This window comes from Candidatus Caccoplasma merdavium, from assembly GCA_018715595.1.
GTDB lineage: Bacteria > Bacteroidota > Bacteroidia > Bacteroidales > UBA11471 > Caccoplasma > Caccoplasma merdavium.
The window spans coordinates 1-24,550 of the sequence record DVLI01000025.1; the positions used below are offsets into that span (position 1 = coordinate 1).

At 53.8% G+C, this 24,550-nt stretch carries 15 protein-coding genes and 1 pseudogene; 4 read left to right on the forward strand and 12 right to left on the reverse strand.

All coding sequences use genetic code 11. The features are described from left to right. Nucleotides 1–1,120 precede the first annotated feature (1,120 nt). Entirely contained in the window at nucleotides 1,121–2,215 is a 1,095-nt protein-coding gene (gene mutY, locus IAD09_08220; GenBank protein HIT82204.1) for an A/G-specific adenine glycosylase, read from the forward strand. A 35-nt stretch (nucleotides 2,216–2,250) separates the two neighbouring features. Here the strand turns inward: mutY and IAD09_08225 are convergent, their stop codons facing one another. Further along, on the reverse strand, nucleotides 2,251–2,796 hold the full coding sequence (locus tag IAD09_08225; protein ID HIT82205.1) for an RsmD family RNA methyltransferase: 546 nt from the start codon (nucleotides 2,794–2,796) through the stop codon (nucleotides 2,251–2,253). After that, complete coding sequence (locus tag IAD09_08230) at nucleotides 2,784–3,608, reverse strand: DUF3822 family protein (protein HIT82206.1); 825 nt, start codon at nucleotides 3,606–3,608, stop codon at nucleotides 2,784–2,786. Before IAD09_08230 ends, IAD09_08225 begins: the two co-directional genes overlap by 13 nt. A 242-nt stretch (nucleotides 3,609–3,850) precedes the next feature. Between IAD09_08230 and IAD09_08235 the strand changes: the two genes are divergently transcribed. Further along, nucleotides 3,851–5,476 carry a hypothetical protein gene (locus IAD09_08235; protein ID HIT82207.1) on the forward strand — a complete coding sequence of 542 codons (1,626 nt, stop codon included), beginning with the start codon at nucleotides 3,851–3,853 and terminating at the stop codon, nucleotides 5,474–5,476. A 571-nt stretch (nucleotides 5,477–6,047) separates the two neighbouring features. On the opposite strand, the gene IAD09_08240 is transcribed toward IAD09_08235, so the two are convergent. The 5 genes from IAD09_08240 to IAD09_08260 form a co-directional block, all read right to left on the reverse strand. After that, on the reverse strand, nucleotides 6,048–7,232 hold the full coding sequence (locus tag IAD09_08240) for a thioredoxin family protein (protein HIT82208.1): 1,185 nt from the start codon (nucleotides 7,230–7,232) through the stop codon (nucleotides 6,048–6,050). 18 nt (nucleotides 7,233–7,250) lie between these two features. Beyond that, nucleotides 7,251–8,768: a RagB/SusD family nutrient uptake outer membrane protein gene (locus tag IAD09_08245; GenBank protein HIT82209.1), complete on the reverse strand. Its 1,518-nt coding sequence runs from the start codon at nucleotides 8,766–8,768 to the stop codon at nucleotides 7,251–7,253. Between the two features lie 17 nt (nucleotides 8,769–8,785). Beyond that, complete coding sequence (locus tag IAD09_08250; protein HIT82210.1) at nucleotides 8,786–11,899, reverse strand: SusC/RagA family TonB-linked outer membrane protein; 3,114 nt, start codon at nucleotides 11,897–11,899, stop codon at nucleotides 8,786–8,788. A gap of 88 nt (nucleotides 11,900–11,987) precedes the next feature. Further along, on the reverse strand, nucleotides 11,988–13,454 hold the full coding sequence (locus IAD09_08255) for a hypothetical protein (protein HIT82211.1): 1,467 nt from the start codon (nucleotides 13,452–13,454) through the stop codon (nucleotides 11,988–11,990). A gap of 54 nt (nucleotides 13,455–13,508) precedes the next feature. Beyond that, nucleotides 13,509–14,780 carry a redoxin family protein gene (locus IAD09_08260; protein ID HIT82212.1) on the reverse strand — a complete coding sequence of 424 codons (1,272 nt, stop codon included), beginning with the start codon at nucleotides 14,778–14,780 and terminating at the stop codon, nucleotides 13,509–13,511. Nucleotides 14,781–15,155: 375 nt separating this feature from the next. On the opposite strand from IAD09_08260, the gene IAD09_08265 reads away from it, so the two are divergent. Continuing rightward, nucleotides 15,156–16,583 carry an AAA family ATPase gene (locus IAD09_08265; GenBank protein HIT82213.1) on the forward strand — a complete coding sequence of 476 codons (1,428 nt, stop codon included), beginning with the start codon at nucleotides 15,156–15,158 and terminating at the stop codon, nucleotides 16,581–16,583. Between the two features lie 119 nt (nucleotides 16,584–16,702). Further along, a pseudogene (locus IAD09_08270) lies at nucleotides 16,703–17,492 on the forward strand (DUF108 domain-containing protein). Here the strand turns inward: IAD09_08270 and IAD09_08275 are convergent. The 5 genes from IAD09_08275 to IAD09_08295 form a co-directional block, all read right to left on the reverse strand. After that, complete coding sequence (locus IAD09_08275; protein HIT82214.1) at nucleotides 17,475–18,359, reverse strand: dihydrofolate reductase; 885 nt, start codon at nucleotides 18,357–18,359, stop codon at nucleotides 17,475–17,477. The pseudogene IAD09_08270 and the gene IAD09_08275 overlap by 18 nt on opposite strands. Nucleotides 18,360–18,420: 61 nt before the next feature. Further along, on the reverse strand, nucleotides 18,421–19,872 hold the full coding sequence (gene cls / locus IAD09_08280) for a cardiolipin synthase (GenBank protein HIT82215.1): 1,452 nt from the start codon (nucleotides 19,870–19,872) through the stop codon (nucleotides 18,421–18,423). A gap of 496 nt (nucleotides 19,873–20,368) precedes the next feature. Further along, complete coding sequence (locus IAD09_08285; GenBank protein HIT82216.1) at nucleotides 20,369–22,381, reverse strand: alpha amylase C-terminal domain-containing protein; 2,013 nt, start codon at nucleotides 22,379–22,381, stop codon at nucleotides 20,369–20,371. 80 nt (nucleotides 22,382–22,461) lie between these two features. Further along, on the reverse strand, nucleotides 22,462–22,908 hold the full coding sequence (locus IAD09_08290; protein ID HIT82217.1) for a YhcH/YjgK/YiaL family protein: 447 nt from the start codon (nucleotides 22,906–22,908) through the stop codon (nucleotides 22,462–22,464). A gap of 195 nt (nucleotides 22,909–23,103) precedes the next feature. Next, a complete protein-coding gene (locus IAD09_08295; GenBank protein HIT82218.1) occupies nucleotides 23,104–24,516 on the reverse strand; it encodes an rRNA cytosine-C5-methyltransferase in 1,413 nt (470 codons plus the stop codon). Nucleotides 24,517–24,550: the final 34 nt, after the last annotated feature.

The following is a 24,550-nucleotide window of genomic DNA, read 5'->3' on the forward strand; positions in this document are numbered from 1 at the left end:
GATTCAAGAGCTGAGGGAGTTGAGTTTCAAACTATCTTATCTGCCTCTCGTTTATCCGACATTTTTTTTATGCGTCTTTCTGTCGCATCGGTCGTTTTCGTTTCGGGTGCTTGAAAAGGTAGGGATTAGGGGATGCAAGGTTTTTCGGGAAAAATACTACCCGCAGGGCTGGAGATTTTTGCCGAAAACAGGAGGCTTGACCTTGCATTCCCGTCCAATCCCGGAATTACCTTTGCGCCCAGAACGGAAATGACTGCCTGATGCGGCGTCACTGAAAGACGCGAAAATGGAGGTAAACGGAAGTGGAGGCAGATTAGACAGGAAAACTTCAAAAGAGAAATCTGTGAAAAAAAGAAATCCCCAAAAGGAAAAAAAGGGACATAGCCGGAAGCGTGAAACCGGGCAAACCACCGGCAAGGAAGTATGATTTTATATGTCTGGCCGAGCGTGTCCGGTCGGACATATAAAATCATTCTTCCCGGTTTGCCTGCCGTGCATAACGGCTTGTTCCATTTATGGATCGGGCGGTCAGACACGGCTTTCCGCTTACGGCTCAAAGGAACAGCGAAAAAGAAATCGTCTGCGAACCCGTAAAAGCACCTCTCTGGCATAAGCACAAAAGAAATGGGCCTTGCATCATCAGTCTAAACTGTTGTTTAGGCGTGAGGCAAAGCCCTTTTCTCCGCTTATGCGGCAGTCGGCATACGTTCATCCAAAATTCTTTTGGGCGATGGTGTGCCGACGGATAAAACAGCTTTTACGGAAAAACTTGTATGAGATAGAAAAAAAATTAGGGAGATTCATTTCAAAATCTCCCGTTTTATTGTTACTTTTGCATATGAAGAGTTCTTTGAAGGTTACGCAACGCGCAGAAAGATGATGCAGTAGATAACTAACTAAATCGTAACCTATTACTATCATGAGCAATTAACCTACGCTCATTTCCAATGAATTACACTCTTTTCGTAACTTCCTGATGCAAACATACGAAAAATCTCGTCGCCGCGCATCGTTGCTTCGTGACTTCGGCCATGGGTGATGGATAAATTGGGGCTTTCTTGGAGCCGACGGCTGCAATACTGGTCGCTTTTCGTTACATTTGCATCAAAATCGTTTTGCGATGTCCGATAAGAAAAATTTTGCCCGTTCGCTTGAACGCTGGTTTGAGTCCAACAAGCGGCAGTTGCCGTGGCGGGAGACAACCGACCCTTACTTGATTTGGGTGTCGGAGATTATCTTGCAACAGACGCGCGTGGCGCAGGGGCTCGATTACTACAACCGCTTTGTGTCGCGTTTTCCCGATGTGGCGGCATTGGCCGCCGCCACGGAAGACGAGGTGCTTAAATACTGGGAGGGGTTGGGATATTACAGTCGGGCCCGCAACATGCACGCTGCCGCCCGGCAGGTGATGCGCGATTTCGGGGGGCGTTTCCCCGATACTTACGAGGCGATACGTTCGCTCAAAGGGGTGGGCGATTACACGGCTGCGGCGATTGCTTCGTTTGCCTATGGGTTGTCCCATGCGGTGGTCGACGGCAACGTCTATCGGGTGCTTTCCCGCCTTTTTGCCGTCGATACCCCTATCGACACGACGGCCGGGCGTAAACTCTTTGCGGCTTTGGCCGATGAGTGGCTCGACCGGCATCGGCCGGCTCTTTATAACCAGGCGATTATGGAGCTGGGGGCATTGCAGTGCCTGCCCCGTTCGCCGCAGTGTCCTGTCTGTCCGTTGGCGGAGTGGTGCGAAGCCGCAGCCCTGGGGCGGGTCGAAGACTATCCGGTGAAGTCGGGAAAAACCGAGGTGCGCCCTCGTTATTTCAATTATTTGGCGATACGTTGCGGCGGCGACACGTTTATCGCCCGTCGTGATGGCAATGACATTTGGCGCAACCTTTATGAATTTGTTTTGATAGAGAGCGACAGCGAATTGCCGTTTGAGGCGTTGCAGCAGACGCCCTCTTATCGGAATTTGCTCGGTGATGTCTCTGCCGTGGTGGTATGCCCTCCGTTTGTGCATCGTCATGTGCTGTCGCATCGGGTCATTTATGCCACCTTCCATACGCTCGAAGTGCCGACGGTACCGGCTGCACTGACCGCTTTTCGTCGCGTGGCATGGGGCGATTTGGAGACATTCGCTTTTGCCCGTCTTACCGGGCTCTATTTCGAATGGCTCAATCGCCATGACATCGGCTCTCTCCCGTTGTTCGGCCGGTAGGCGCGGACATCTCCTCGGGCAAGGAGTGGCGCGAATTACTCCTCGGCGGGCTTCAAGAAGAAACTGAAATGGACACTCCCGTAAACCCGTTGCTGGTCAAACCCCGGCAGCGATGAGAAATCGTAGTGTTTGGAGTGTTCGAGTACGAAAATCCCGCCCGGGTTGAGCAAGTCGGCTTGCAGCACCATGGGCGCCACCTCGGCAAAGCGGGGCAGGTCGTAGGGCGGGTCGGCGAAGATGAAATCGAATTTCTCGCGGCAAGCCGGAACAAAGTGGAACACATCGCCCTTGATGGGACGTATCTCTTGCGCGTTGAGCTGCTCGGCGACCTTGCAGATAAACCGGTATTGCACCGGATAGTTCTCGACGGTCACGACGCGGGAGCACCCTCTCGATGCCAGTTCGAAACTGATGGCTCCGGTCCCTGCAAAAAGGTCGAGCGCTTTGAGCCCTTCGAAGTCGATGAGGTTTTGGAGCACGTTGAAGAGATTTTCCCGCGCAAAGTCGGTCGTAGGTCTTGCCTTGATGTTGGTCGGCACTTCAAAGCGGCGCCGGCCGTATTTGCCACTTATAATCCGCATAGAGGTATGGTTATCAGTTCAAAGGGAGCATCGATGGTCTCTTTCCCGAGGCGGAACAGTTGCGACGGGAAAGGATAGGGCAGCACGTTTTTTATATAGGTCTGCAAGAGCGCGGTGAGGGGTTGCCGCAGGCTTTTCTCCCCGGCGAGGTAGAGGCGGTCGCGGGTCTGGTCGAGGCTCAGTTGCTTCCAGGCCAGCAGCGTGAAGTAGGCCACATCGTCGGCCGTGTTGAAGTCGAAGGTGTTGCCCAGCAGGAGCCGTCCCTGCTTGTAGACGATGAGGTCGCAGCGCTCCTCCCGCAGGTGCAGATAGGCTTTTGCCTCGTTGCCGTTGCGGCTGTGCAGGAAAAAATATTCGCACAGCGGGGTCAACGGGTGAAGTATCGTCGGGTTGGCAAACGTGCGGCAGAGAAAGGTGTAGAGCTCGTGCTCGACGCCAAACAGGAGATAGGCGTGGTTGAGGGTCAGATGATTCTCGATGACCTCATCGGTGTGCCCGGCAAAACAGTAGTCGTAGTAGGGCCGGCGGTTTTCTTCGCACGATTCGAGCTCTTCGGGAACGAAGGTGAAGTGGGGCGTGTCGATGAGCAGGTAGGTGCGGGCATACTCTTGCAGCAGCTGCGGATTTTCGTAGACGCAGTTCTTCACGTTTTCACACAGGGACTGGCTTTTGGAGGCGAAGGTGGCGGTATGATACTGGTAAGTGTCGTCTTCGAGCGGGTCGAACGTGGCAAAATAGATGCCGTCGTTGCGCAGGTTTACCAGCAGGTGGTTTCCCGATGGGTGTGTCGTTGAGCTTCCGGTTGTGGGCATGATAAAAATTCTTCTGGCCAAGAGCCGATGTTAGGAGCCCGGTTCCTTTGGAGGCGGGAGCCGGACTCGCGATTCTGTCTACAAATGTAATGAAAAATATCGTTCGGCCGAAAAATATCGCGTTTTGCCGCATGCCTCTGTTAAAAATGCAGCGACAAGGCAAGAAAGCCTCCGCGGAAAGAAGTCTAAAATCACAGATTCTTGTATTTTTGCAAATCAAAACATTTTATATCGTATTTTTTATGGAATATAAATTTTTAAGCCGTCTTGCCCGACCGGCTTTTGCCTTGGCCTTGTGCCTTTTCTCACTGGCTTCCTGCTCCGATGAAGAGCCTTTTACCGACGACAACATCGTTGTGCCTCCCCCTGCCGATTCGATTCCCGAGGGAGATGTGCTCATCGCCGATGAAAATCTGCGGGCGGCCTTGCTTACGCTTTTGAAAACCGACGAACTGACGCCCGAAAACCTGGCCACGGTGCACAACCTTTCGTTGCGCGCCAAGAACTATTCGACCCTCGAAGGCATTTCGGCCCTGGTCAATCTCGATTCGCTTACCATCGACAACAACACCGGAAAGGCGCTTATCGAATTTCCGTCGGAGATTGTCTCGATGAAGCATCTGACCTACCTCGATGCTTCGGGTGTTTTCCGGGGTACATTGCCCGATTCGTTGTCGGGATTTACCTATTTTTCCGTCGGAGAGAGTTTCATGGAGGGAAAGATTCCGCCTCATTTGATGGATCTCTCGGCCGAGCGCATCATGTTGCATATCAGCCGCAGCCGTTTCTCGGGACTTCCCGTCGATACCTGGATTAAACTCTGTGCCGATGCTGAGGAGTTTGAGATGACCCCGTCGCTGGCTCCCCAGGCCGATGGCTATTTCCTGTCGCTTTACGACCCCGACAGTGCGCTGCACACGCAATATCACGCCGATGGTGATTTTCAAATTTATCAGCCCCACAGCAAGGGGAACGGTATCAACATGTATATCGTCTGTGACGGGTTTGATCACTCTTGCAATGCGGTCGGCGGTATTGCCGAGAAGGTGATGAAATTCTGCGTCGAGCAGATGTTTGACATCGAGCCTATGACGTCGTTGCGTGAATATTTCGACATCTACCTGGTCTATGCCGAGTCGCCCGAGAAGGGCATGACCTACTCTACAAGCGGCAACGAAAATGATTGGGACTGGTATGTCGAGACCAAGTTCAATACGCGTCAGCCGAGCGTGAGCGGCCGTTACTATCTCTGTGACACGCCGGGCATCATCGATTTCGTGGGGCAGAGCACCGGCACATCGGCTCGCAGTGGCATTGTGCTGCTCATCGCCCACAACATGATACATGGCGGTTCGGCCGGTATGGAGTATGTTGCCGATCGCACCTCGTTCAGCGTATCGACGATTGAGCCGAAGTTTGCCAAGACGGTATGGCATGAGTGCGTGGGTCACTCGATAGGCTGGCTGGCCGACGAATATGTCAGCTCCGAGAATGCTCTGCTCGAAATACCTCAGGAGACGAAAGATTACATGGTGTGGGACTATAACCGGTATGACTATTGCCGCAACGTGGCATTCTCGAACGACACGGCTGCTGTGTGGTGGGCCGATTTCATTGGCGACGAACGTTATGCCGATGAGGAGATTGGCCTTTACGAAGGGGCCAACTACTGGGGCAAAGGCGTGTGGCGTCCTACCGACAACAGTATCATGAACACCTACGACCGTGACCAGCAGTTCAACGCGCCCTGTCGCGCCATTATCTACAAGGAGGTGATGACTCGCGCGTTGGGAAGTGAATTTACCTATTCTTATGAGGATTTTGTGAAATTTGACATGAAGGACGCTTACTATCCACTGGTGCCTTAGGCTTGCCGGGCAAGCGTTGAGATAAAAACGGAGCAGGCGCTTTTGCGCGCCTGTTCCGTTTTTTTATTCCTCCTCCACAAGGCTGCCGGCTGTGTGGCGTGTATGCGGTTGTGTGGGAGAACTCCGAAGTATCGGAAAAATGGAAGGCCGGTGCGGCGGCGGATTGGAGGAGAAAAATCGGGTTGTGTCCCGGCGATGTGCTTGACAGGAGGCGTCTGCGGTTGTGTGGTAGGACTCCGAAGTATCGGAAAAAAAGGAAGGCCGGTGCGGTGGCGGGTTGGAGGCGAAAAATCGGGTGTGTCCCGGCGATGTGCTTGACAGGGGGCGTCTGCGGTTGTGTGGTAGGACTCCGAAGTATCGGAATAAAGGAAAACCTGTGCTGCGGCGGATTGGAGGCGAAAAATCGGGTGTGTCCCGGCAATGTGCTTGACAGGGAGCGTCTGCGCTTGTGTGGTAGGTCTCCGAAGTATCGGAAAAAAGGGAAGGCCGGTGCGGTGGCGGGTTGGAGGCGAAAAAATCGGGCGCGCCGTTGTGACGCGCCCGATAGGGAAATGTGTGTATGAGGGAAAAATTATTTCATGGGAGCACGGAGTTCCGTAGCCATCTGTATGAAGTTGTTGCTTTGGGGACCCATGCGCATGGCCATGGTCATGCCGGTTTTGGCTTGTTGCTCTCTTCTTGCCTCTTCTTGTTCGAGAATGGAGGCGTATTTGTCGCACCAAATCGCGGCGTGATTACGCAGTTTCTGGTCGGCACACAGCTTGTTGATGCGAAGTGCCCAGTTGTAGACTTCAAGCATGTCGGCATTGTATTTCGAGATGAGCTTGTCGCCGTAGGAGATGTATTTTTTCCAGTCTTGCGTGCACTCGGCATAATACATGAGGGTGGAGATTTCGATTTTCTTGGCATCTTTCACCTTGTTCTTTTTCATGTATTTCATGTAGTCGGCAAATCCTTCCTTGTCGAACGTGTAGGTGCCGTCATTGCCTTTTACCACATATTTGCGGCCATAAAGACTCCAAGTGTAGCGCTCTTTCATATTGACCTGCATGTTGCCGTATTGAGCGATAAACTTGTCTTTGTTTTCAAGGAAGAAGACATAGGGCTTGGAGTAGGGCGATTCGATGTAACTCATGAAGAGGTTGAACAAGGTCCTGTTGGTGAGCATCTCTTCGTACTTCTTTTCGAGGTACGGGGTTACGACTTCGGAGAGGCGTCCTTTCTCGTTGGCTTCGGAGAGTATGCCGATGTATTCTTCGATAAACTCGTCGCTGCGTTCTCCGGCGTCATAGCGGGCATTCATGTTTTTGATGTTGTTTCCCGACAAGCCCGAAGTGGTGCTTTTGAGCAGCGACTGGGCGTTGTTGTATCCGACGATTTTGTGAATGATTTCTTCGGTTGTGGGGTCGATGAAGACCATGGTCGGGTAGGCATTCACACCGAGTTTGTCTTTTTGGGCGACACCGTCGGGGGTTTCCATGTCGAGTTTCAGGTTGACAAACGAGCCGTTGAAGAACTCGGCAACCTGGGCGTCTTTGAATGTGGTTCTTGATAATTGTTTGCAGGGACCGCACCATTGGGTGTAGCAGTCGATAAACAAGATGCGCCCGGCATCTTTGGCTTTTTGCAGGGCTTCGGCATAGGTGCATTCGAGGAATGTGATGCCGGTCTCGGGCTGAGCCGGAGTCTGTTGCTCTTGGGCCATCGCTCCGCACAGGGGAAGAAATGCGGCGATGAATAGCATTAATCTTTTCATATAAAGTGGTTTTATAGGTTAGAATCCGGTGTTTTGCTTGATGACGCCGTCCGAAATCTGAACTTCATATTCGGGTATCGGCAGTATCTTTTTGTTGTTGGGCAGACCTTTGGTTTTCAGGTCGCGGCCGGTGCGAATGAGGTCCCAGCGGTAGTGGCCTTCCATGGCCAGCTCGCGGTTGCGCTCTACGAGTATCGAGTCGACAAAGGCTTCGACCGAGGGGAAGTCGGCGGCCGTGAGTGCTGCCGGTTTCTGTCCGTCGGGGAAGGGCTTGCGGCGAATGTCGTTGAGGTGTTGCAAGGCTTCGTCGTCGATGCTGTTGGTCGTGTAGGCCAGGGCTTCGGCTCTTGTGAGTTTGATTTCGGAGAGGCGAATGTATTGCACGTCGCAGTAGCAGCCGCCGTTGTCATACTTCATCGAGGCTTTGAGGTTGGAGTTGCTGGTGGCGGAGCCTTGTTGAATGAGGTATTCGTTGGTTTCGCCATATCCGCGCAGGTCGCCCGGCAGATAGCTGTTGATGAGCGAGTCGGAGGTGGAGAAGCTGGTTTTGGCGTAGACCGACGTCCACCCGCACGGGAATACGTTGGTGCTGATGCGGCTGGGTTGGAAGAATATCAACTCCGTGGCATAGTTGGTGGGGTCGGGGTAGGTAGAGTTCTCGTAGACATTGTTCGGGAAGATGTTGGTGCGGTGGTCGTTGTAGCTGTCGTTGAAGGTGATGTTCGGTGATTTGAGCACCTCTCCGGCATAGTAGGCGGCTTCATTGAGTTCGGCTTGGTTTTTCGTGTATGTGCCCTTGTAAAGGTAGACCCGGGAGAGGAGTGCCTTGGCGACGGTGGCCGTGGCCCGGTAGCGGAGAGAGGGCTCATAGTCGGTCTGTGGCAGGTCGGGAATCGCTTCGGTGAGGTCTTTTATGATCTGGGTGTAGACCGAATCTACCGTCTCGCGAGGCTGAATGTCTTCGGGTTTGTAGCCGTCGTAGGGGGTGAGCCGCATCACCAATCCCAATCCGTTGCCTTCGCCCACAAGGGCGCCGTCACCGTAGATGCAGAGAAGGGTGAAGTACTCGTAGGCGCGCAGGAATTTGGCTTCGGCGATGTGTTGTCTCATCATTGTGGGGTCGTATTGGCCAAATTCGTTGATGCCTGAAATGATGTTGTTGGCATAGTCGATGGCGTTGTAGCCATATTGGTATATGTCTTTGATGAATCCGTCCTGCTCGTCGGTGGTGTATTCGCATTTTTCCATGGCGAGGTACGACGACGCGCCGTTTTGTACCGTGATGTTTTCGGTACCGATGTCGGCCAGCTGGAAGGCAAAGGAGCTGTTGGTGTAGTTGTTTTGGTCGTTGGGGGCGCCTGAGAGCAGGACGCACAAGCGGGTGTAGGCGCCGACAAGGGCGGCTTGTGCGGTTTTTTCGTCTTTATAGACCGTCTCGTCGACCATCGTGTTTTGGGGGGCATAGTCGAGCTCGCAGGCGGTGAAGAGGGCCAGCGAGGTGAGTAGTGATATGGATAGCAGAATTGTTTTCTTCATGTTGTTGTCCTCCTTGGTTAAAGTCCGAATCTTATGCCGAATTGGTAGCTGCGCGATGAGGGCATGGTCAGGTTGTCATATCCGGCGGCCGTGGCCGACGAACCGAATGCGCTCACCTCGGGGTCGAGTCCGGAGTATGGGCTGATGGTGAATACGTTGGTGAGAACGACAAAGAGCTTGATTTGGTTGAATGTGCGCGTCCTTCTCAACACTTGTTTGGGTAACGAATAGGAGAATTCCAATGTCTTCAATCGCAGGTAGGAACTCTTTTCGAGGAACCGGGTGGTGGTAATCGACGAGGTATAGTCGTAGTTGTTGACAATGGAGCTGTTTTTCAGCTTGGGAATGTCGGTCGTTTGTCCCGGAATCTGCCAGAAGTCGAGTATGTCGCGCGACAGGTTGTTGGCCGTCTCGGTGGCGTAGGTGAGCAGTTGGGCCCGTGTGGAGTTGATCATGTGGCCCCCTACCGAGAAGGTAAACATGGTATTCAGTTCAAACCCTTTGAATGTGAGTATGTTGGTGAAACTGCCGTAGAATTTGGGCTCGGCTGTTCCGCACACTTTCTTGTTGTCCATCGAGGTTTCGTAGTTCGAGGCCGGGGGAACGGTCGTTGTCGAGCCGTCGGCGAGGCGCCATATCGGGTCGCCGGTGTTGGGGTCGACGCCCACCCATTCGTGCAGGTACCACTGTGCCATGGGATAGCCCACGGCGTAGTATTTAAACGAGCTGTTGGCTTGGTCGAGCTGGTTGCCTTCGAAGTTGAGTTTCAATATCTTGTTGCTGTTGCGGGAGAGGTTCAGGATGGTTTGCCACAAGAAGTTCTTGCGCACGATATTGTCCGAGATGACTTGTATCTCGATACCTTGGTTTTGCATGTCGGCAATGTTCTGGTATTGGGTCGAATATCCGGTATAAGCCGGCAGGTCCGACGAGAAGAGCATGTCGGTCGTGCGTTTGTAGTAGTAGTCGACGGTGAGTTTCAGCCGCTCTTTGAAGGCCGAGAAGTCGAGACCCAGGTCATAGGTGATGGTGCGTTCCCAGTCGAGGTTCACGTTGCTGGGCTGCGACATCGAGAGGAATTGTTCGTTGCCGTAGGAAGAGGCCGTGTTGAGCACATAGATGGCTTGTGCACCGTAGTAGCTGTTGTTGGCGTCCTGGCTGGTCCAGCCTATCGAACCGCGGATTTTCATTTCGTCGATCCACGGGGCGTTGTAGGCGATGAAGTCTTCTTCGGAGAGTCGCCAGGCGGCCGACACGGCGGGAATGTTGATGAAGCGGTGCAGGCGGTTGTAGCGCGACGAACCGTCGATGCGGTAGGATACACCGAAGAGGTACCGGCGCATGAGCTGGTAGTTGACGCGGGCGAAGGCCGAGAGCAGGGCCCAGGTGTCTTCGCTGGCAGCGCCTACGCGGGAGGTCTGTGCCGAACCGATGCCTTTGATGGCCGAGCTGAAAAAGTTCGAGCCGTAAATCTGTGAGTTGTATTCGTGCCCGATTTCATAGCTTTCGCCCAGCACGGCTTGCAGGTAGTGGCGTTCGTTGAATACTTTGTTCACCGTGATGGTGTTGTTGGTGACGATGCGGTATTTCAAGGCGTCGTTTTCCGATGCCTGGTTGTTGGGGGTGAGGTCGGCCACTTCTTCGGGCAATTCGGGCTTGTAGACGTAGGAACGGCCGTTGGAGATGTTGATACCGAGTTCGGTTTTGAGTTGCAGCCAATTTGTGACGTCATATTGCAGGTAGGTGTTGCCTATCGTGGTGATGTTTTTGCTTTGCGAGGTGACGTCATTGGCGTAGGCTACGGGGTTGTAGTTGTCGTTGTTGCCTTTGGTGTTGAGGTCGTGGCCGTAGTAGTAGGAGCTGTCTTCGTTGTATATCGGCAGGTTGGGGGCGCGCAGTATGGCGTCTTTATATACGGTGGGGGCCGTGAGGGCGTTGTTGTCGATGAATGAGAGGGTCACGTTGGCACCGAGGGTGAATTTGTCGTTGAGTTGGGTATCGAGATTCAGACGGGCCGAGTAACGTTGCAGGTCGTTGTTGATGATATATGATTCGTTGTTGGCGTAGGAGAGGCTGAAAAAGTAGCGGGTGCGAGTGTTTCCGCCCGAAATCGATGCGCTCAGGTTGTGGCTGAGGGCGTTGCGGGTCACGGCGTCTTGCCAGTCGGTATTGTAGCCGGCACGGTAAACGTCGGAGGGATAGTATTGCGAGTAGATTTGTGCGTATTCATCGCCGGTGAGCAGGTCGAGTTTGCCGATGGGCTGGTCGATGCTCATGGTGTAGGAGACGTTGATGGCTGTGCGGTCGCGGGAGCCGCTTTTGGTGGTGATGAGGATTACACCGGCCGAGCCGCGTGAACCGTAGATGGAGGTGGCGAAGGCATCTTTGAGAATTTCGATCGACTCAATGTCTTCGGGGTTGATGGAGAGTAGCGGGTTTTGCTCGAAAGAGTAGTTGAGGTCCATGTTGTTGGTCAGCGTTCCGCCTCCCGTTGAAGTTCCACCCATGCTGATGGCGCTCACCGAGCCGCCGCTGGTGCCGACCGAGTTGGCCGAGCGGTCGGTGCCGTAGATGGGTACGCCGTCGACGACGTAGAGGGGGTTGTTTTCGCCTATGATGGAGCTCACGCCGCGAATGGTGAGGAGGTTGGCTCCGCCGAGTGCTCCTGAGGAGTTGGATACGAACACGCCCGGGGCACGGCCTTGCAGCAACTGGTCTACCGACAGGAATGATTTTTGTTCATCGAGTTTTACCGATGATACCGAGCCGGTAATATCACGCCGTTCTTGTTTGCCATAGCCTACGACGGTAATTTCGCGCATGGCATTTTCGGCCGGAATGAGTCTTATGGCTTCGACGGTTTTGGGATGATTTACGGTTACGGTTTCGGTCTCATAGCCAATGAACGAAAACGAGATGGTCGCACCTGTCGGTACATTGGTGAGGGTGAAAGAGCCGTCCGATGTGGACAGGGTGGCGCCTTTTCCGTTGACCGAAACGGTTACGCCCGCTAGGGGGGCGTTGTTTTCATCGAGAACGGTACCGGATATCTTGGTGAGATTTTGCGCCGAGGCTATTTCGCAACAGAATATACAACACAGTACCGTATATATTGTCCAAAATTTTTTCATAATATTAAAGTCCCGGTGTTTAGTTGGAAAAAGTACTCTGTGCAGGGATTATGCACAGAGTACTTTGATGATTTAAAAAATGGAATTATCAATTCAGAGCGAATGCCCAAGCGGCAAACGAGGGATCCATGTCGTCGACCGTGGTCGAGTAGGGAGTGTAGCTACCCGAGAAGCTGTTGAAGCCGCCGAATACCCAAGCGATGTCGTTTTCATCGACAACGACACAAGGATTGAAGGTTCCGGTGTAGGCTTCATTGATACCTTCGACAGCCGTCCAGGTAACACCGTCGGTCGATTTATAGATGGTGTTGTTCATTACGCGGGCACCGGCCTCATCGTAATAGAGACCACCGAAGAGGTAAGCCGTGTTGCCGGCGTTGTTGGTAACGACAGTGGCACCGCAGATGGGACCAACGGCGGTCGAATCGGCAACAGTGGCGAAGTTCTCACCGTCGGTCGATTTGGCTACGGCCGATTGCAGGGTCGATGTACCGACAAAGCCTCTTGCTCCACCCAGCAGGAAGATTTCGTCGTTGAGAACAAATGTCGAGCAGAAGGCTCTCAGGAAACTTGATGCACCCGATACCATGGTATAAGTAGTATCAGCTTTCACCCACATTTGAGAGTTGGCTCCTTGGAACTGACCGAATACCATCATTGAACCGCTTTCCATATAGAGGTTGTTGTTGTAGGTAAACGGAGTGGGACATACAAATCCGAAGGAGCCCCTACCTATCAGCATCTTGAACATATCGTCGGCCAAGGTCGAGTTACCTTCGATCGATTCATCGTTCCAAGTGCTGCCGTTGCCGGTCGATGCGATGCGGAAGCTTTTCAGCGTGAGGCTCGTAGACCAGCCGTTTGATTCAAGCTCGGGGGCATTTCCGCCTTGATCGGTTCCTAAAACGCGGATACCACCGATGACATAGAGCTTGTCATTGATAACGATGGGGCGTGCACCCATACCGCCGATGATGTCCTCGGTCGATACTTCGGTCCAGCGGATACCGTTGGTCGAGGTGAATACCTTGTAGAATCCGAGCGTATCGGCTGCATCGTAACCCGAGGTGAAGGCATAGAATTTACCGTCGAAGAGGGCTACGGAGTAGTCGTAAACGTTGCCGGGGATACCTCCGCCACGAATGTCGGCGCTGATTTGTTTACCGGCAGCGAGGTCGTCTTCGGTATCGGAGATGACTACGGTGAGGGTGTAGTCCTTGCTGCTACCTTCGTGGGTGGCGGTGAGGACGATGGGGTTGTTGAGGTCAAACGTTGCACCGGCAACAGCGGCACCGTTTACGGTAACCGTCGTGTTCATCGTAGCCGTCACGGTGAGTGTGCAGGCTTCGAGCTCAGAGGCTTGGGTTGTCATGGGGACGGTGCATTGAATCGTCAGACCCGAGTAGTTGATGACACCGTTGTAAGAAGCACCTTCGGCGGTGGTAACCGTTACACCGGTAATACCGAATCCCGAATCATTGCTGTCGTCGTTACACGATGTGAAGCTGAATACGGCGCAGAGGGCCATAAGCAGCAGAGCATTCAGTTTTTTCATACGAAAGATTAAATTTTGGGTTATGGTTTGTGATTAAAAATAGATGTTGTCATTTTACATCGACATGGCACCCATCGAAATCGATTTGCGCGGAGCCGGTTTCTCGGGAGCTACGCCGTTGAGGGCATTCTGTATGGCTTTGCGAATGGCTTCACCACGGAGACCTTTGGCATAGAGGTTACCGTCGGCATCGACGAGAACGATGAAAGGTATTCCGCCGAACTGGTAGTCACTCATCAGTTTCTTGCCGCCGTCGGTGGCGTGTATCTGCAACCAAGGCATGTTTTCTTCGCCTGCGGCTTTGAGCCAAGCGTCTTTGTCGGCGTCGATGGATACGCTGAGGAATTCTACGCCTTTGTCTTTGAACTCTTCATAATATTTTTTGAGATTGACAATCTCTTGGCGGCAGGGACCGCACCACGATGCCCAAAAGTCGACCAGGACGATTTTGCCTTTGAGGTCGGAGAGCGAGAGCTCTTTACCGTCGATTTGGGGGTAAGTAAAGTCGGGAGCCGGCTTGCCGTTGTTCAGACGTTCGCGTTGAGCCTTGGCTTTGGCCACGCCGTCTTTGTAGTTCTGTATGGGGGCATAACCGGGGTGGGCGGCTTCGAGTTGCGACAGGATATTGTCGATGAGTTCCTTGTCGGCATCTTCTCTCAATGAGGGAAGCACGGCGAGTACGCTGGTGACCGTTGCATTGTGCTCGGCGATATAACGCATGCGGGCGGTCATGTCTTCGCTGTTGTGGGAATAGAGGGCGTCGCTGAGCATTTTGCGCTTCTCGGCATCGGGATTGGCGTTGTAGATGGCCTTGGAGATGGCAATCATGCTCTGATAGCTGCGGTAGTTGCAGAAGTTGACTTGGTTCATCACCTCATTCTTGGGACCGCCTTGGATATATACATAGGGGGGATTCTTGATTTTTACCCGGGCCGTGTCGAAGCCGCGGAAGTTGATGGTGAGGTCTTCATCTTCGCCCCAGATGCGTACCGATTGCCATTTTCCGCAATCGACCGTGTAGACGCCCGGAGTCTCGATGGGCAACGTCAGTGTGTATTCGTTGTTGTCATCGATTTCGGCCTCGGCGAAAATTTTGCGGCTGGTGCCTTGTTGTTGGTACACCGTCATTTTGAACTCGGGAGCCGGCTGGTCGTAATTCCAATACCCTTTGTAGGTGAATTGCACTTTTCCCTTGATGGTGATTTGGGAAGGGGCAGCTTGTTGCTCGGTGGTTTCTTTGTTTTCTTTCTTCGTCTTTTTTACTTTGGCCGATGCGTCAAAAATAATCAGCATGGCAGCCAGCATGGCGACAATACGAAATTTCATAGCGGTTGAGTTTTTAAGCGTTTGTTATTTGTTTCTCTTGGCGTAAGTGGTATTTAATGACTTTTTCTCGGTGAGTATATAACTATGCCGCAAATATAGACATTTGTTTTATGAAATCTGCTTAAAAACATGTTTTTTTTATTTTTAGCCTCGAATTATATCTCTATTTGCAAGCGTATGCAATTTTTTTGTAATAAATTGTTGTATGCGTCTATCTTTTTTTGCTTTGATTTTGCGTGCCGCCAAAATCAAAACACGCATCGCCCTGTAAACTGAGCCTCCCAGGGAGATATAAAAGGGGGACGGTTTTTTTATATTGCCTTCGATTTTCTTATTTTTGTATCTTGTTATCGACCGTTATTTCTTATTCAATCCATGCTCAGTGATTATTTCATACAGCGCCTTTCCGAAAACCTGCCCTATGTCCCTACCGAAGAGCAGGCCGGGCTGGTGGCCCGCTTGGCGGAGTTCCTGTGGGACGACAATGTCCCCTCGGTGTTTGTCATCAAAGGTTACGCCGGTACGGGAAAGACTTCGCTCGTCGGGGCGCTGGTCAAGACGCTGGAAACGTTCGAACGCGCGTGTGTATTGCTGGCTCCCACCGGACGTGCGGCCAAAGTCTTTGCTTCGTATGCGGCCCACCCGGCCTACACGATACACAAGAAAATCTATCGGCAACGAGCCTTTACGGGCGATTTCACGGGCTTCCAGTTGGCCCATAATGCCCACAAGAATACCTTTTTTATTGTCGATGAGGCGTCGATGATTGCCAATGAAGCTGCCGAGGGAGCACACTACGGCTCGGGACTGTTGCTCGATGACCTCTTCGATTTTGTCTATTCCGGTGCCGGCTGCCGTCTCATTTTGCTGGGCGACACGGCGCAGCTGCCGCCTGTGGGGCAGGTGCGCAGTCCGGCTCTCGATGAGGAATATTTGCGACGCTACGGTTACCCGGTCTTTTCGTGCGAATTGACCCATGTCGTGCGGCAGGTCGAGGAGTCGGGTGTGTTGTTCAATGCCACGCGGTTGCGCAACGCCATGCAGGAAAATCCGCTTCCTGTGCCATCGATTGCCTGGCGGCGTTTCCCCGATGTGAGCCTCGTGGGAGGAGACGAACTCATAGAGGTACTCTCGTCGGCCTATCGCCGTGATGGCATGGACGAGACCATTATTGTCACCCGCTCGAACAAGCGGGCCAACATCTTCAACCAGGGCATTCGCAACCGCATTCTCTATCGGGAGGAAGAACTTGCCTCGGGCGACCTGTTGCTGGTGGCCCGCAACAACTATTTTTGGAGCGAGAAGTATGAGAAACTCGACTTCATCGCCAACGGCGATGTGGCTCGTGTCGTGCGGGTGCGTCGCGTGTGTGAGATGTACGGTTTCAGGTTTGCCGATGTGGTGCTCTATTTCCCCGACTATGAAGAGGAGATGGAGGCCAAGGTCATTCTCGACACGTTGCATTCGGAGTCACCTTCACTCACGGCCGAGGAGAACACCCGCCTGTTCAATGCCGTGATGGAAGATTATGCCGACGTGCCCTCCAAGCGCGAGCGTCTCAAACGGCTCAAAAACGACCCCTGGTTCAATGCCTTGCAGGTGAAGTATGCCTATGCCGTGACCTGCCACAAGGCGCAGGGCGGACAGTGGGCCAATGTCTTTATTGATATGGGATATATCCGTCCCGACATGCTCGGCCTCGATTTCTACCGGTGGCTCTATACGGCCTTCACGCGCACGACGGGTCGGCTTTGGCTCATCAATGTGTCGCCCGATTACATCGAGGAGAAGCCGTCCGACTGAAAACGCCCCGCACCCTTTCCCTCATTTGCAACGAGAGGGAGACCGCTTGGCGCATCGGCCGATGGTTTTTGTGGGGGGATAATGATGCCGAAAAAGTGAGAATTGAAAATCCAGAATATATGAAAACATTTGTAATCATGGGCTGCGGCCGTTTGGCCGGCATTGTGTCCGATGCTGTTGTCAAGGGCTTGCTGCCCGAGTATGAATTGGTGGGAGTCTATTCCCGCACGACCGCCAAGTCGGAGCGGATAGCGGCTCAAATGCAACGTGCCGGCAAGGCTTGCGAGGTGTGCCTCTCGACCGAGGAATTGCTGGCCTTGAAGCCCGACGTTTTGGTCGAGACGGCTTCGCCGGCTGCCCTTCGGGAAGTGGCTCTTCCGGCACTGGAAGCCGGCATTTCGGTGGTGACTCTTTCTATCGGGGCGCTGGCCGACGAGGGGTTTTACCGGGCTGTTTCGGCTGCTGCCCGTGAAAGCGGCGCACGCATCTATTTGGCATCGGGGGCTACCGGCGGATTTGATGTCTTGCGCACGGTCTCGTTGATGGGTGGTGCGTCGGCTCGCTTTTTCAATGAAAAGGGTCCCGACGCCTTGAAGGGTACGCCGGTGTATGACGACTCTTTACAAGCCGAGCAGCGGGTCGTTTTCTCGGGGAATGCCGCCGAGGCCATCTCCCTGTTCCCGACCAAGGTGAATGTCACCGTGGCGGCATCTCGCGCGTCGGTCGGTCCCGAGGCGATGCAGGTGACCATACCGCTCTACTCCCGGATTCAAAGGCGATACACAGCGGGTGGAGATTGAAAATGAGCAGGTGCGGGCTGTCGTCGACGTGTATAGCGCGACGGCCGAGATTGCCGGCTGGTCGGTTGTGAACACGTTGCTCAATATCGTTTCACCCGTGGTATTCTGAGAGGTTGGACAGGACTTTCTCGCTCAGGCGCACAAATGCCTGGCGGGTGCGGCCGGTCGACACCTGCATGCAGTGAATGTGCGGGTGGGCCAGCAGATGCGCTCCGCCGAGGGCTCCTACGGTGTCGCAGAAACAAAGGTTGTCGCCTGCAATCCACTCCATGAACGGCTTTTCATCCCAGGCGGGCGATAGCCCGGTGTTGAATAGAATCTTGTGGTGGCCGAGCTGTTCAAATTCGGCCTCGTGCAGCAGTACGGTGTTTTTGTTCAGGCAGCAGAAGACCACTTCACTCCCGGCCAGCAGCTTGTGCAGGGGGGCGAACGTGTAACCTTTTTCCCTGGCCTCGTTTTTTTCGCTGCGGGCGAAGTAGGTGATGTCGGCGCCGAAGAATTTCAGGGCGTCGGCTATCATGCCGCCCGATTTGCCCAGGCCGATGATGCCCACTTTGAGTCCCGTGATTTCCTGCGGCTCTCCGTTCCACGCAGGTTGGCCGAAGCCATGCAGGCAGCGCACCAGTTCGCTTATGACATATTCCACGACCCCTTCGTCGCCGTAATCACGAATGCCTTTCACCGTGATGCCCCGTTCCTCGGCATAGCGTATGTCGACGTTGGCGCTTTCGGGTGAATAGAGCGAGCAGCACATGCCGATGTATTTGATGTTGGGGCATTGTTGCATGACGCTTCGACCGAGAGTCGAGGTGTAGCTGAGCAGTACCGCGTCGGCATCTCCGATGCGGCGCACGATTTCTTCGTCGCTTTGGGGAATGTCGGAGTGGAGCGTCACTTCTCTGGCGTAATTGTGCAGGGCCTCTTCGGCCGAGGGAATAAGGCTTATGGGCTCTATGGCTACGAGTTTGTTGAACATGTGTGTATATATTATGGGGTCTGACATTGAAATTAGCCGCCGCAGTGTCACACGCGCGCGTCTATAATATGGGGCTCATGAGGCGCACAAACGACTCGACGACTTTGGTGTAAATCGGGCGGCGTTTCCATCGGCTGAGGGTTATACGCTTGCATTGTTTCATGTCGTTGAGGAAGATTTTCTTCATGCGGGCATTGGTCTCGGGGCTATACATGAATGCGTTGATTTCGAAGTTGTGGTCGAAACTGCGAAAATCGAAGTTGGTCGAGCCGATGGTCGAAAATTCGTTGTCGATGACCAGGCTCTTGGCATGAAGGAATCCTCCTTCGTAGAAATAGACCTTGATGCCGGCGCGCAAGACGTCTTTGAGGTAAGACTGCGAGGCATATTGCAAGAGCCGGGAGTCGCTGTGCCGGGGAACCATGAGGCGCACGTCGACCTTGGCGAGTGCGGCGGCTTGCAGGGCTTTGAGCAAACTGTCGGTGGGGAGGAAGTAGGGGGTCTGTATGTAGATGCACTCCCGGGCATTGGCGATGGCTTTCAGGAAAGACATCGCAATTTCTTTCCATTCGCCCAACGGGCCGCTGGTGAGTATCTGTATGTCGGTGTCGCCTGACTCTTCGGTGGGCGGGTAGTAGCGTGCCTCGGAGAGGAATTCCCGGGTGGTAAAACTCCAATCGATGGAGAAGGCCGTTTGCAGTCCGTACACGGCGGGGCCTTGTATGCGGGCGTGCGTGTCGCGCCAGATGCCCCATGAGAGACCGTCGCAGTAGCGGTCGGCAATGTTCATGCCGCCGATGTATCCGATTTTCCCGTCGATGACGGCGACTTTGCGGTGGTTGCGGTAATTGAGTTTGTTGGCCAGTTGCGGGAAGGAGACTTTGAAGAAGGGTTTTATCTCGATGCCGGCTTTGCGCATCTCTCTGAAAAATTTGGCTTTGACCCGCCAGGACCCCACATCGTCGTAGAGCACACGCACTTTCACGCCCTGTCGGGCTTTTTCGGCGAGGATGGTCTTGATGGTGCGCCCCAGTGTGTCGTTGTTGAAGATATAGTATTGCAGGTGTATGAAGTCGGTTGCTTTTTCGAGGTCTTCGATGAGCGCGTTGAATTTGCTTTCTCCGTCGGTGAATATCTCCACCCGGTTATGGACGGTGAGGCGGGTACCGCCCAACTGGTATCCCAGGGAGATCTGTTGCTGGCTTTCGGGCGACAGTTTGTTGCCCGTCTCCGTTTCGTCGCTTTGTGTCGTGCTGCTCGACATGCGTTGCAAGATGCGTCGCTTGCGTTTTGAAATCATGCGGGTGTGGCGGTACTGCTGCCCGAAGAACAGGTAGAGGATAAATCCGCCTATGGGGATAAAAATCAGGACGACAATCCAGGCGAGGCTTTTTACGGGATTGCGGTTTTCGAGGACGACAACGATGACCGTGAAGATAATCGTGAGGATAAAACCCGTGTAAATCCCAAAATACAACCAGTCGCTCCAAGGGTAGGTGTATGCTCCGAACATGGTTTTCTCTTATACTAGTGTGCAATATGTGCTAAGGTATATATTTTTTTGCGAAACGGGTGCCGAAATATCGACTTTTTTGCAATTCGTTTTTCGAATCCTTGGGTTGTGTGCGCGCACGGCGTTTGGGTGACGTTCCGATGGTTTGGCTGCTATTGGCTGTGTATCAAGGTGATAATATAAAACAAAAAGGAACTTTTTCGCAAAAGCTCCTTTTTTATTAGGTTTTCAATAGGTATTAATTTTTTAAGGTAAAAAAGATTGTTATAGGTTACAGCAACAAAGGTGAGACTTTTTTTTAGAATCCCAAAACTTTATTATATGTTTTATAGCACTTTTTAAGTGTTGAAAATACAATCATAAAGAGTTTTGTTGCTGTAAACCAATCGGTTAATCTGTTTTTGTAAATAGATATATTTTTTAATTCCGTGTGCGGACACGATGCGGTTTCATGCGGTTCGTGTCCGCACACGATGGGTCGGGTGGCAGATATGGGTTATTTTTTCTTTTGGAGTTGCAGTACCATGGCCGTGCGGGCCGGCAGGTAGAGCATGAGCCACTCTTTTTTCTCTTTTTTATACAACGGGTCGGGCTGCGTGAAGTGCTCGATATTCTGGTTGATGCGGGCATAGCCGCCAAATTGGGGCTGGTCGCTGTCGAGAATGCATTTGTAGCTGCCTTTGGGAGTCAGTATGCCATATCCTTCGTAGGAGCGGGTGGGGCTGAAATTGAAAACGAATACCAGGTCTTTGCGCATGAAGGCCAGTATTTGGTCTTCGCCGCTGTCCCACAGTTTTACGATGGGGCGTTGCTCAAAATGCCGTATGCTGTTGACGAGATGGATCATGGCTTTGTCGAAGGCGCCGAGATAGCAATATTTCAGGTCTTTGCGGTCGACGAGGCTCCATTGCCGGCGGGCATATTTGTAGGACCAGTTGTTGCCTTCTCGCGGGAAGTCGATCCACTCGGGGTGGCCAAACTCGTTCCCCATGAAGTTGAGGTAGCCGCCGTTGATGGTGGCGAGAGTAACCAGTCTTATCATCTTATGCAGGGCCATGCCGCGGTCTACGGCCATGCTGTTGGTGTCGTCTTTCATCATGTGCCAGTACATCTCGGCGTCGATGAGGCGGAAGATGATGGTCTTGTCGCCTACCAGGGCTTGGTCGTGGCTCTCGGCGTAGTTGATGGTTTTTTCGTCGGCACGGCGGTTGGTGAGTTCCCAGAAGATGCCGGTCGGGTGCCAGTCTTCGTCTTTTTTCTCCTTGATGGTTTTTATCCAGAAGTCGGGGATACCCATGGCCATGCGGTAGTCAAATCCGATGCCGCCGTCTTCGATTTTGGCGGCGAGGCCGGGCATGCCGCTCATCTCTTCGGCGATGGTGATGGCGTGCGGGTTGACTTCGTGTATCAGCCGGTTGGCCAGGGTGAGGTAGGTGATGGCGTTCTCGTCTTGTCCGCCATCGTAGTAGTCGCCATAGCCGCCAAATGCCTTGCCCAGTCCGTGGTCGTAGTAGAGCATCGAGGTTACGCCGTCGAAGCGGAATCCGTCGAAACGAAACTCTTCGAGCCAGTATTTGCAGTTGGAGAGCAGGAAGTGTATGACCGAGTTTTTGCCGTAATCGAAGCAGAGCGAGTCCCAGGCCGGGTGTTCGCGGCGATGGTCACCGTAGAAGAACTGGTCGGGGGTACCGTCGAAACGGCCGAGACCTTCGTTTTCATTCTTTACGGCATGGGAGTGCACGATGTCCATGATGACGGCGATGCCGTTGCGGTGGGCTTCGTCGATGAGGTGTTTCAGTTCGTCGGGGGTGCCGAAGCGCGATGAGGGGGCGAAGAAACTCGATACATGGTAGCCGAACGACCCGTAGTAGGGGTGTTCCTGAATGGCCATGATTTGAATGGCGTTGTAGCCGTCGGCGACGATGCGGGGCAGTACTTTTTCTCTGAACTCGTCGTAGCTGCCAATGCGTTCGTCTTCCTGTGCCATGCCTATGTGGCACTCGTAGATGAGCAGGGGGGCGGTATTGGGTGTGAAGTTTTTCTTCTTGAATTTGTAGGGTTTCTCGGGGGCCCACACTTGTGCCGAGAAGATGTAGGTGGTGTCGTCTTGCACGACGCGGGTGGCCCATGCCGGTACGCGTTCGCCCTGTCCGCCCTTCCAGTGCATCGAGAGTTTATAGAGGTCGAGGTGGTGTAACTGGTTGGGGGCGAGCTTGATTTCCCACACGCCGTTGGGAAGTGATTTGAAGCGGTAGGCCTGAGACTCTTTCCAGTCAGAGAAATCGCCGATGAGGTATATCTCGGTGGCGTTGGGAGCCCATTCCCGTATGATCCACTCTTTCTTGTCGTTGCGGTGCAGGCCGAAGTAGAGGTATCCGTCGGCAAAATCGGAGAGGGTTCCCTTTTTGCCGCAAAGCTCTTTTTCTTTTTCGAGTGCGAGGTGATGACGATATTCGATGGTCGGTGAGAACGGTTCGAGCCACGGATCGTTTTTTATCAGGTTGAGCATACCGGTAGATTTAAGGGGTTAGGGGGTGAGAAAAGTTTCGGACGGCACACGGGGGTGGTGCCGTCCGAGGGTGAATAATGTTAGATTTTTACTTTGACGATGACCTTGCGGAAGTTGCCTTCGGCAATGCCGGGGGCATGGCCGTCTTCGGGGAAGAAGATGGCAAATTCGCCCGGTTGCACGTCGACGTAGGTTGTGGGTTTGTCGGCAAAGAAGGTGATGTCTTTCTCGGGGTTGTAGGGTGCGGTGGGCTCTTTCAGTTCGTTGGTGGCTTTCCAGCCCATGGTCTCGACGGCGGTCAGCGGCATCTGTATGTCGATGTATTTGTCATGGGTTTCCATGCGGGCCGTTTCTTTGGTCTTGCCGGTGGGCTCGGCTACCGAGATGTAGAGTTTGTCGCCGTCGAGGACGATTTTGCCGGCGGGTACGGTGCTGAAATCGGTGGCTTTGATATAGTCAAAAGCTTTTTTGAAAAGCGGGTGCAGCGACTCTATCGAGGCGGAGTCTTTCAATGAATTTAAAATCATGATGCTGGTTTTTTATGGGTTTGAAAAAGCGTGTTTGTTTCTCGGTCGGGAAAAACCGTTCCCCGACTTCTTGCAAATATAATCAAATAATTAAGATAATTGTCGTTTATCTCCTTAAATTTTTATGCCCTGGGTCGGGCTTCGGGCGGTCGGGTGAGGAGGAGAGGGCCGCCCGGTTGTCTCGGCAGGCGGTTTTTACCAGGTGGGTAGGTAGAGGTCGTCGGGAAGATAGCCGCTGCGTATGCGCCACTCCGTGGGGTAGAGGTTGTTGATGCGGTTGCCGAGATGGTTGCACCACCCCAGCGGAGAGCCTTCGTAGACGACAAGCCGGGTACCGCGGTGATGGGAGTCGGGCACGACGGCCGGTGCTTCGCGACGCAGATAGGTGATGGCATCGACGAGGGAGAGCGGGAGCGGCTCGAAGGCGTCGGGTGCGAGTCCGGTCGAGAGGGCGAGGGCGTGGTGGGGCTGCCAATCACGTCCTTTGAGGGAGGCTACCGGTATGCCGCGATGCACGACTTCGAAGTGGGTGGCGAAGAAGGCGTGGTCGGTGGCATAGGCCGAAGGCAGTGCGGTGACCGTGGTGTCGCCGATGTCGAAGGTGTAGTCGTCGGGTGCGGCGAGCCATGTGCGCCAAGAAGCCGGGTTGCCTTTGCCGGGCTGGCGCGGATTCTTGCTTTTGCCCCCTTTGCGGGAGGTGCGCGGCAACCATTCGTCGCGTTGGCACTCCTCTTCGTACCCCGGTTTGCGCAGCACGGCCATGAAAAGCCCTTCGCCGCGGGTGTAGTGGGGCATGAACCGGTAGGCGGGCAGGTCGGTGTCGAGCGAGGGGCGAATGTGCCATGCCTCGGAGGGCGACGCGTCGAGCGGGGTGGCTCCGAACCGCTCGCACAAGAAGTGTACGATGTCTTCGTTTTCCTCGCGGTTGTAGGTGCAGGTGCTGTATATGAGCAGTCCGCCGGGGCGCAGGGCGTCCCACACATCGGTGAGGATTTCGCGCTGGCGGTCGGCGCAGAGTCCCACTTGCGCGGGCGACCATTCGGCTATGGCCTGCGGGTCTTTGCGGAACATGCCTTCGCCCGAACAGGGCGCGTCGACCAGTATGACGTCGAAATAGTGGGTCAGTTTTCCGAAGTCGGCCGCCGAGTTGCGGGTTACGATGGTATTGTCATATCCCCACTTGATAAGGTTCTCGGCCAATATATGGGTGCGGGGGCGCACCACTTCGTTGCATACCGCCAGACTGCCGGCCGGCAGGGCTGCAAGGGCGAGCGTGCTTTTCCCTCCGGGAGCCGCGCACAGGTCGAGATAGCGCACGGGACGGTCGACAAAGCGGCGCAGCACATGGTCGAGGAACATCGAGGAGGCCTCCTGCACATAGTAGAGGCCGCCATGCAACCGGGGGTCGAAGGTAAAGGCCGGTCGGGTATCGAGGTAATAGGCGTTGCGGCACCACGGCACCGGGCGATAGTCGGGCTGCCGGTCGCATTTGGCCGGGTTGAGGCGCAAGCTGGTCTGCGGTTCGGTGGAGAGGGCGGCTTCAAAATCGATATATTCGTCACCCAACAGGCGGCGCATACGGGTAGAAAACTCGGCAGGTAAATCCATTTCTTGTGGGAATGATTCTATGTTTGGGCAAAAT

What these genes read in the sequence shown, in the direction of transcription:
- mutY (HIT82204.1), top strand. Translation starts at nt 1,121, where the DNA reads ATGTCCGATAAGAAAAATTTTGCCCGTTCGCTTGAACGCTGGTTTGAG.
- IAD09_08225 (HIT82205.1), bottom strand. Translation starts at nt 2,796, where the DNA reads ATGCGGATTATAAGTGGCAAATACGGCCGGCGCCGCTTTGAAGTGCCG.
- IAD09_08230 (HIT82206.1), bottom strand. Translation starts at nt 3,608, where the DNA reads ATGCCCACAACCGGAAGCTCAACGACACACCCATCGGGAAACCACCTG.
- IAD09_08235 (HIT82207.1), top strand. Translation starts at nt 3,851, where the DNA reads ATGGAATATAAATTTTTAAGCCGTCTTGCCCGACCGGCTTTTGCCTTG.
- IAD09_08240 (HIT82208.1), bottom strand. Translation starts at nt 7,232, where the DNA reads ATGAAAAGATTAATGCTATTCATCGCCGCATTTCTTCCCCTGTGCGGA.
- IAD09_08245 (HIT82209.1), bottom strand. Translation starts at nt 8,768, where the DNA reads ATGAAGAAAACAATTCTGCTATCCATATCACTACTCACCTCGCTGGCC.
- IAD09_08250 (HIT82210.1), bottom strand. Translation starts at nt 11,899, where the DNA reads ATGAAAAAATTTTGGACAATATATACGGTACTGTGTTGTATATTCTGT.
- IAD09_08255 (HIT82211.1), bottom strand. Translation starts at nt 13,454, where the DNA reads ATGAAAAAACTGAATGCTCTGCTGCTTATGGCCCTCTGCGCCGTATTC.
- IAD09_08260 (HIT82212.1), bottom strand. Translation starts at nt 14,780, where the DNA reads ATGAAATTTCGTATTGTCGCCATGCTGGCTGCCATGCTGATTATTTTT.
- IAD09_08265 (HIT82213.1), top strand. Translation starts at nt 15,156, where the DNA reads ATGCTCAGTGATTATTTCATACAGCGCCTTTCCGAAAACCTGCCCTAT.
- IAD09_08275 (HIT82214.1), bottom strand. Translation starts at nt 18,359, where the DNA reads ATGTTCAACAAACTCGTAGCCATAGAGCCCATAAGCCTTATTCCCTCG.
- cls (HIT82215.1), bottom strand. Translation starts at nt 19,872, where the DNA reads ATGTTCGGAGCATACACCTACCCTTGGAGCGACTGGTTGTATTTTGGG.
- IAD09_08285 (HIT82216.1), bottom strand. Translation starts at nt 22,381, where the DNA reads ATGCTCAACCTGATAAAAAACGATCCGTGGCTCGAACCGTTCTCACCG.
- IAD09_08290 (HIT82217.1), bottom strand. Translation starts at nt 22,908, where the DNA reads ATGATTTTAAATTCATTGAAAGACTCCGCCTCGATAGAGTCGCTGCAC.
- IAD09_08295 (HIT82218.1), bottom strand. Translation starts at nt 24,516, where the DNA reads ATGGATTTACCTGCCGAGTTTTCTACCCGTATGCGCCGCCTGTTGGGT.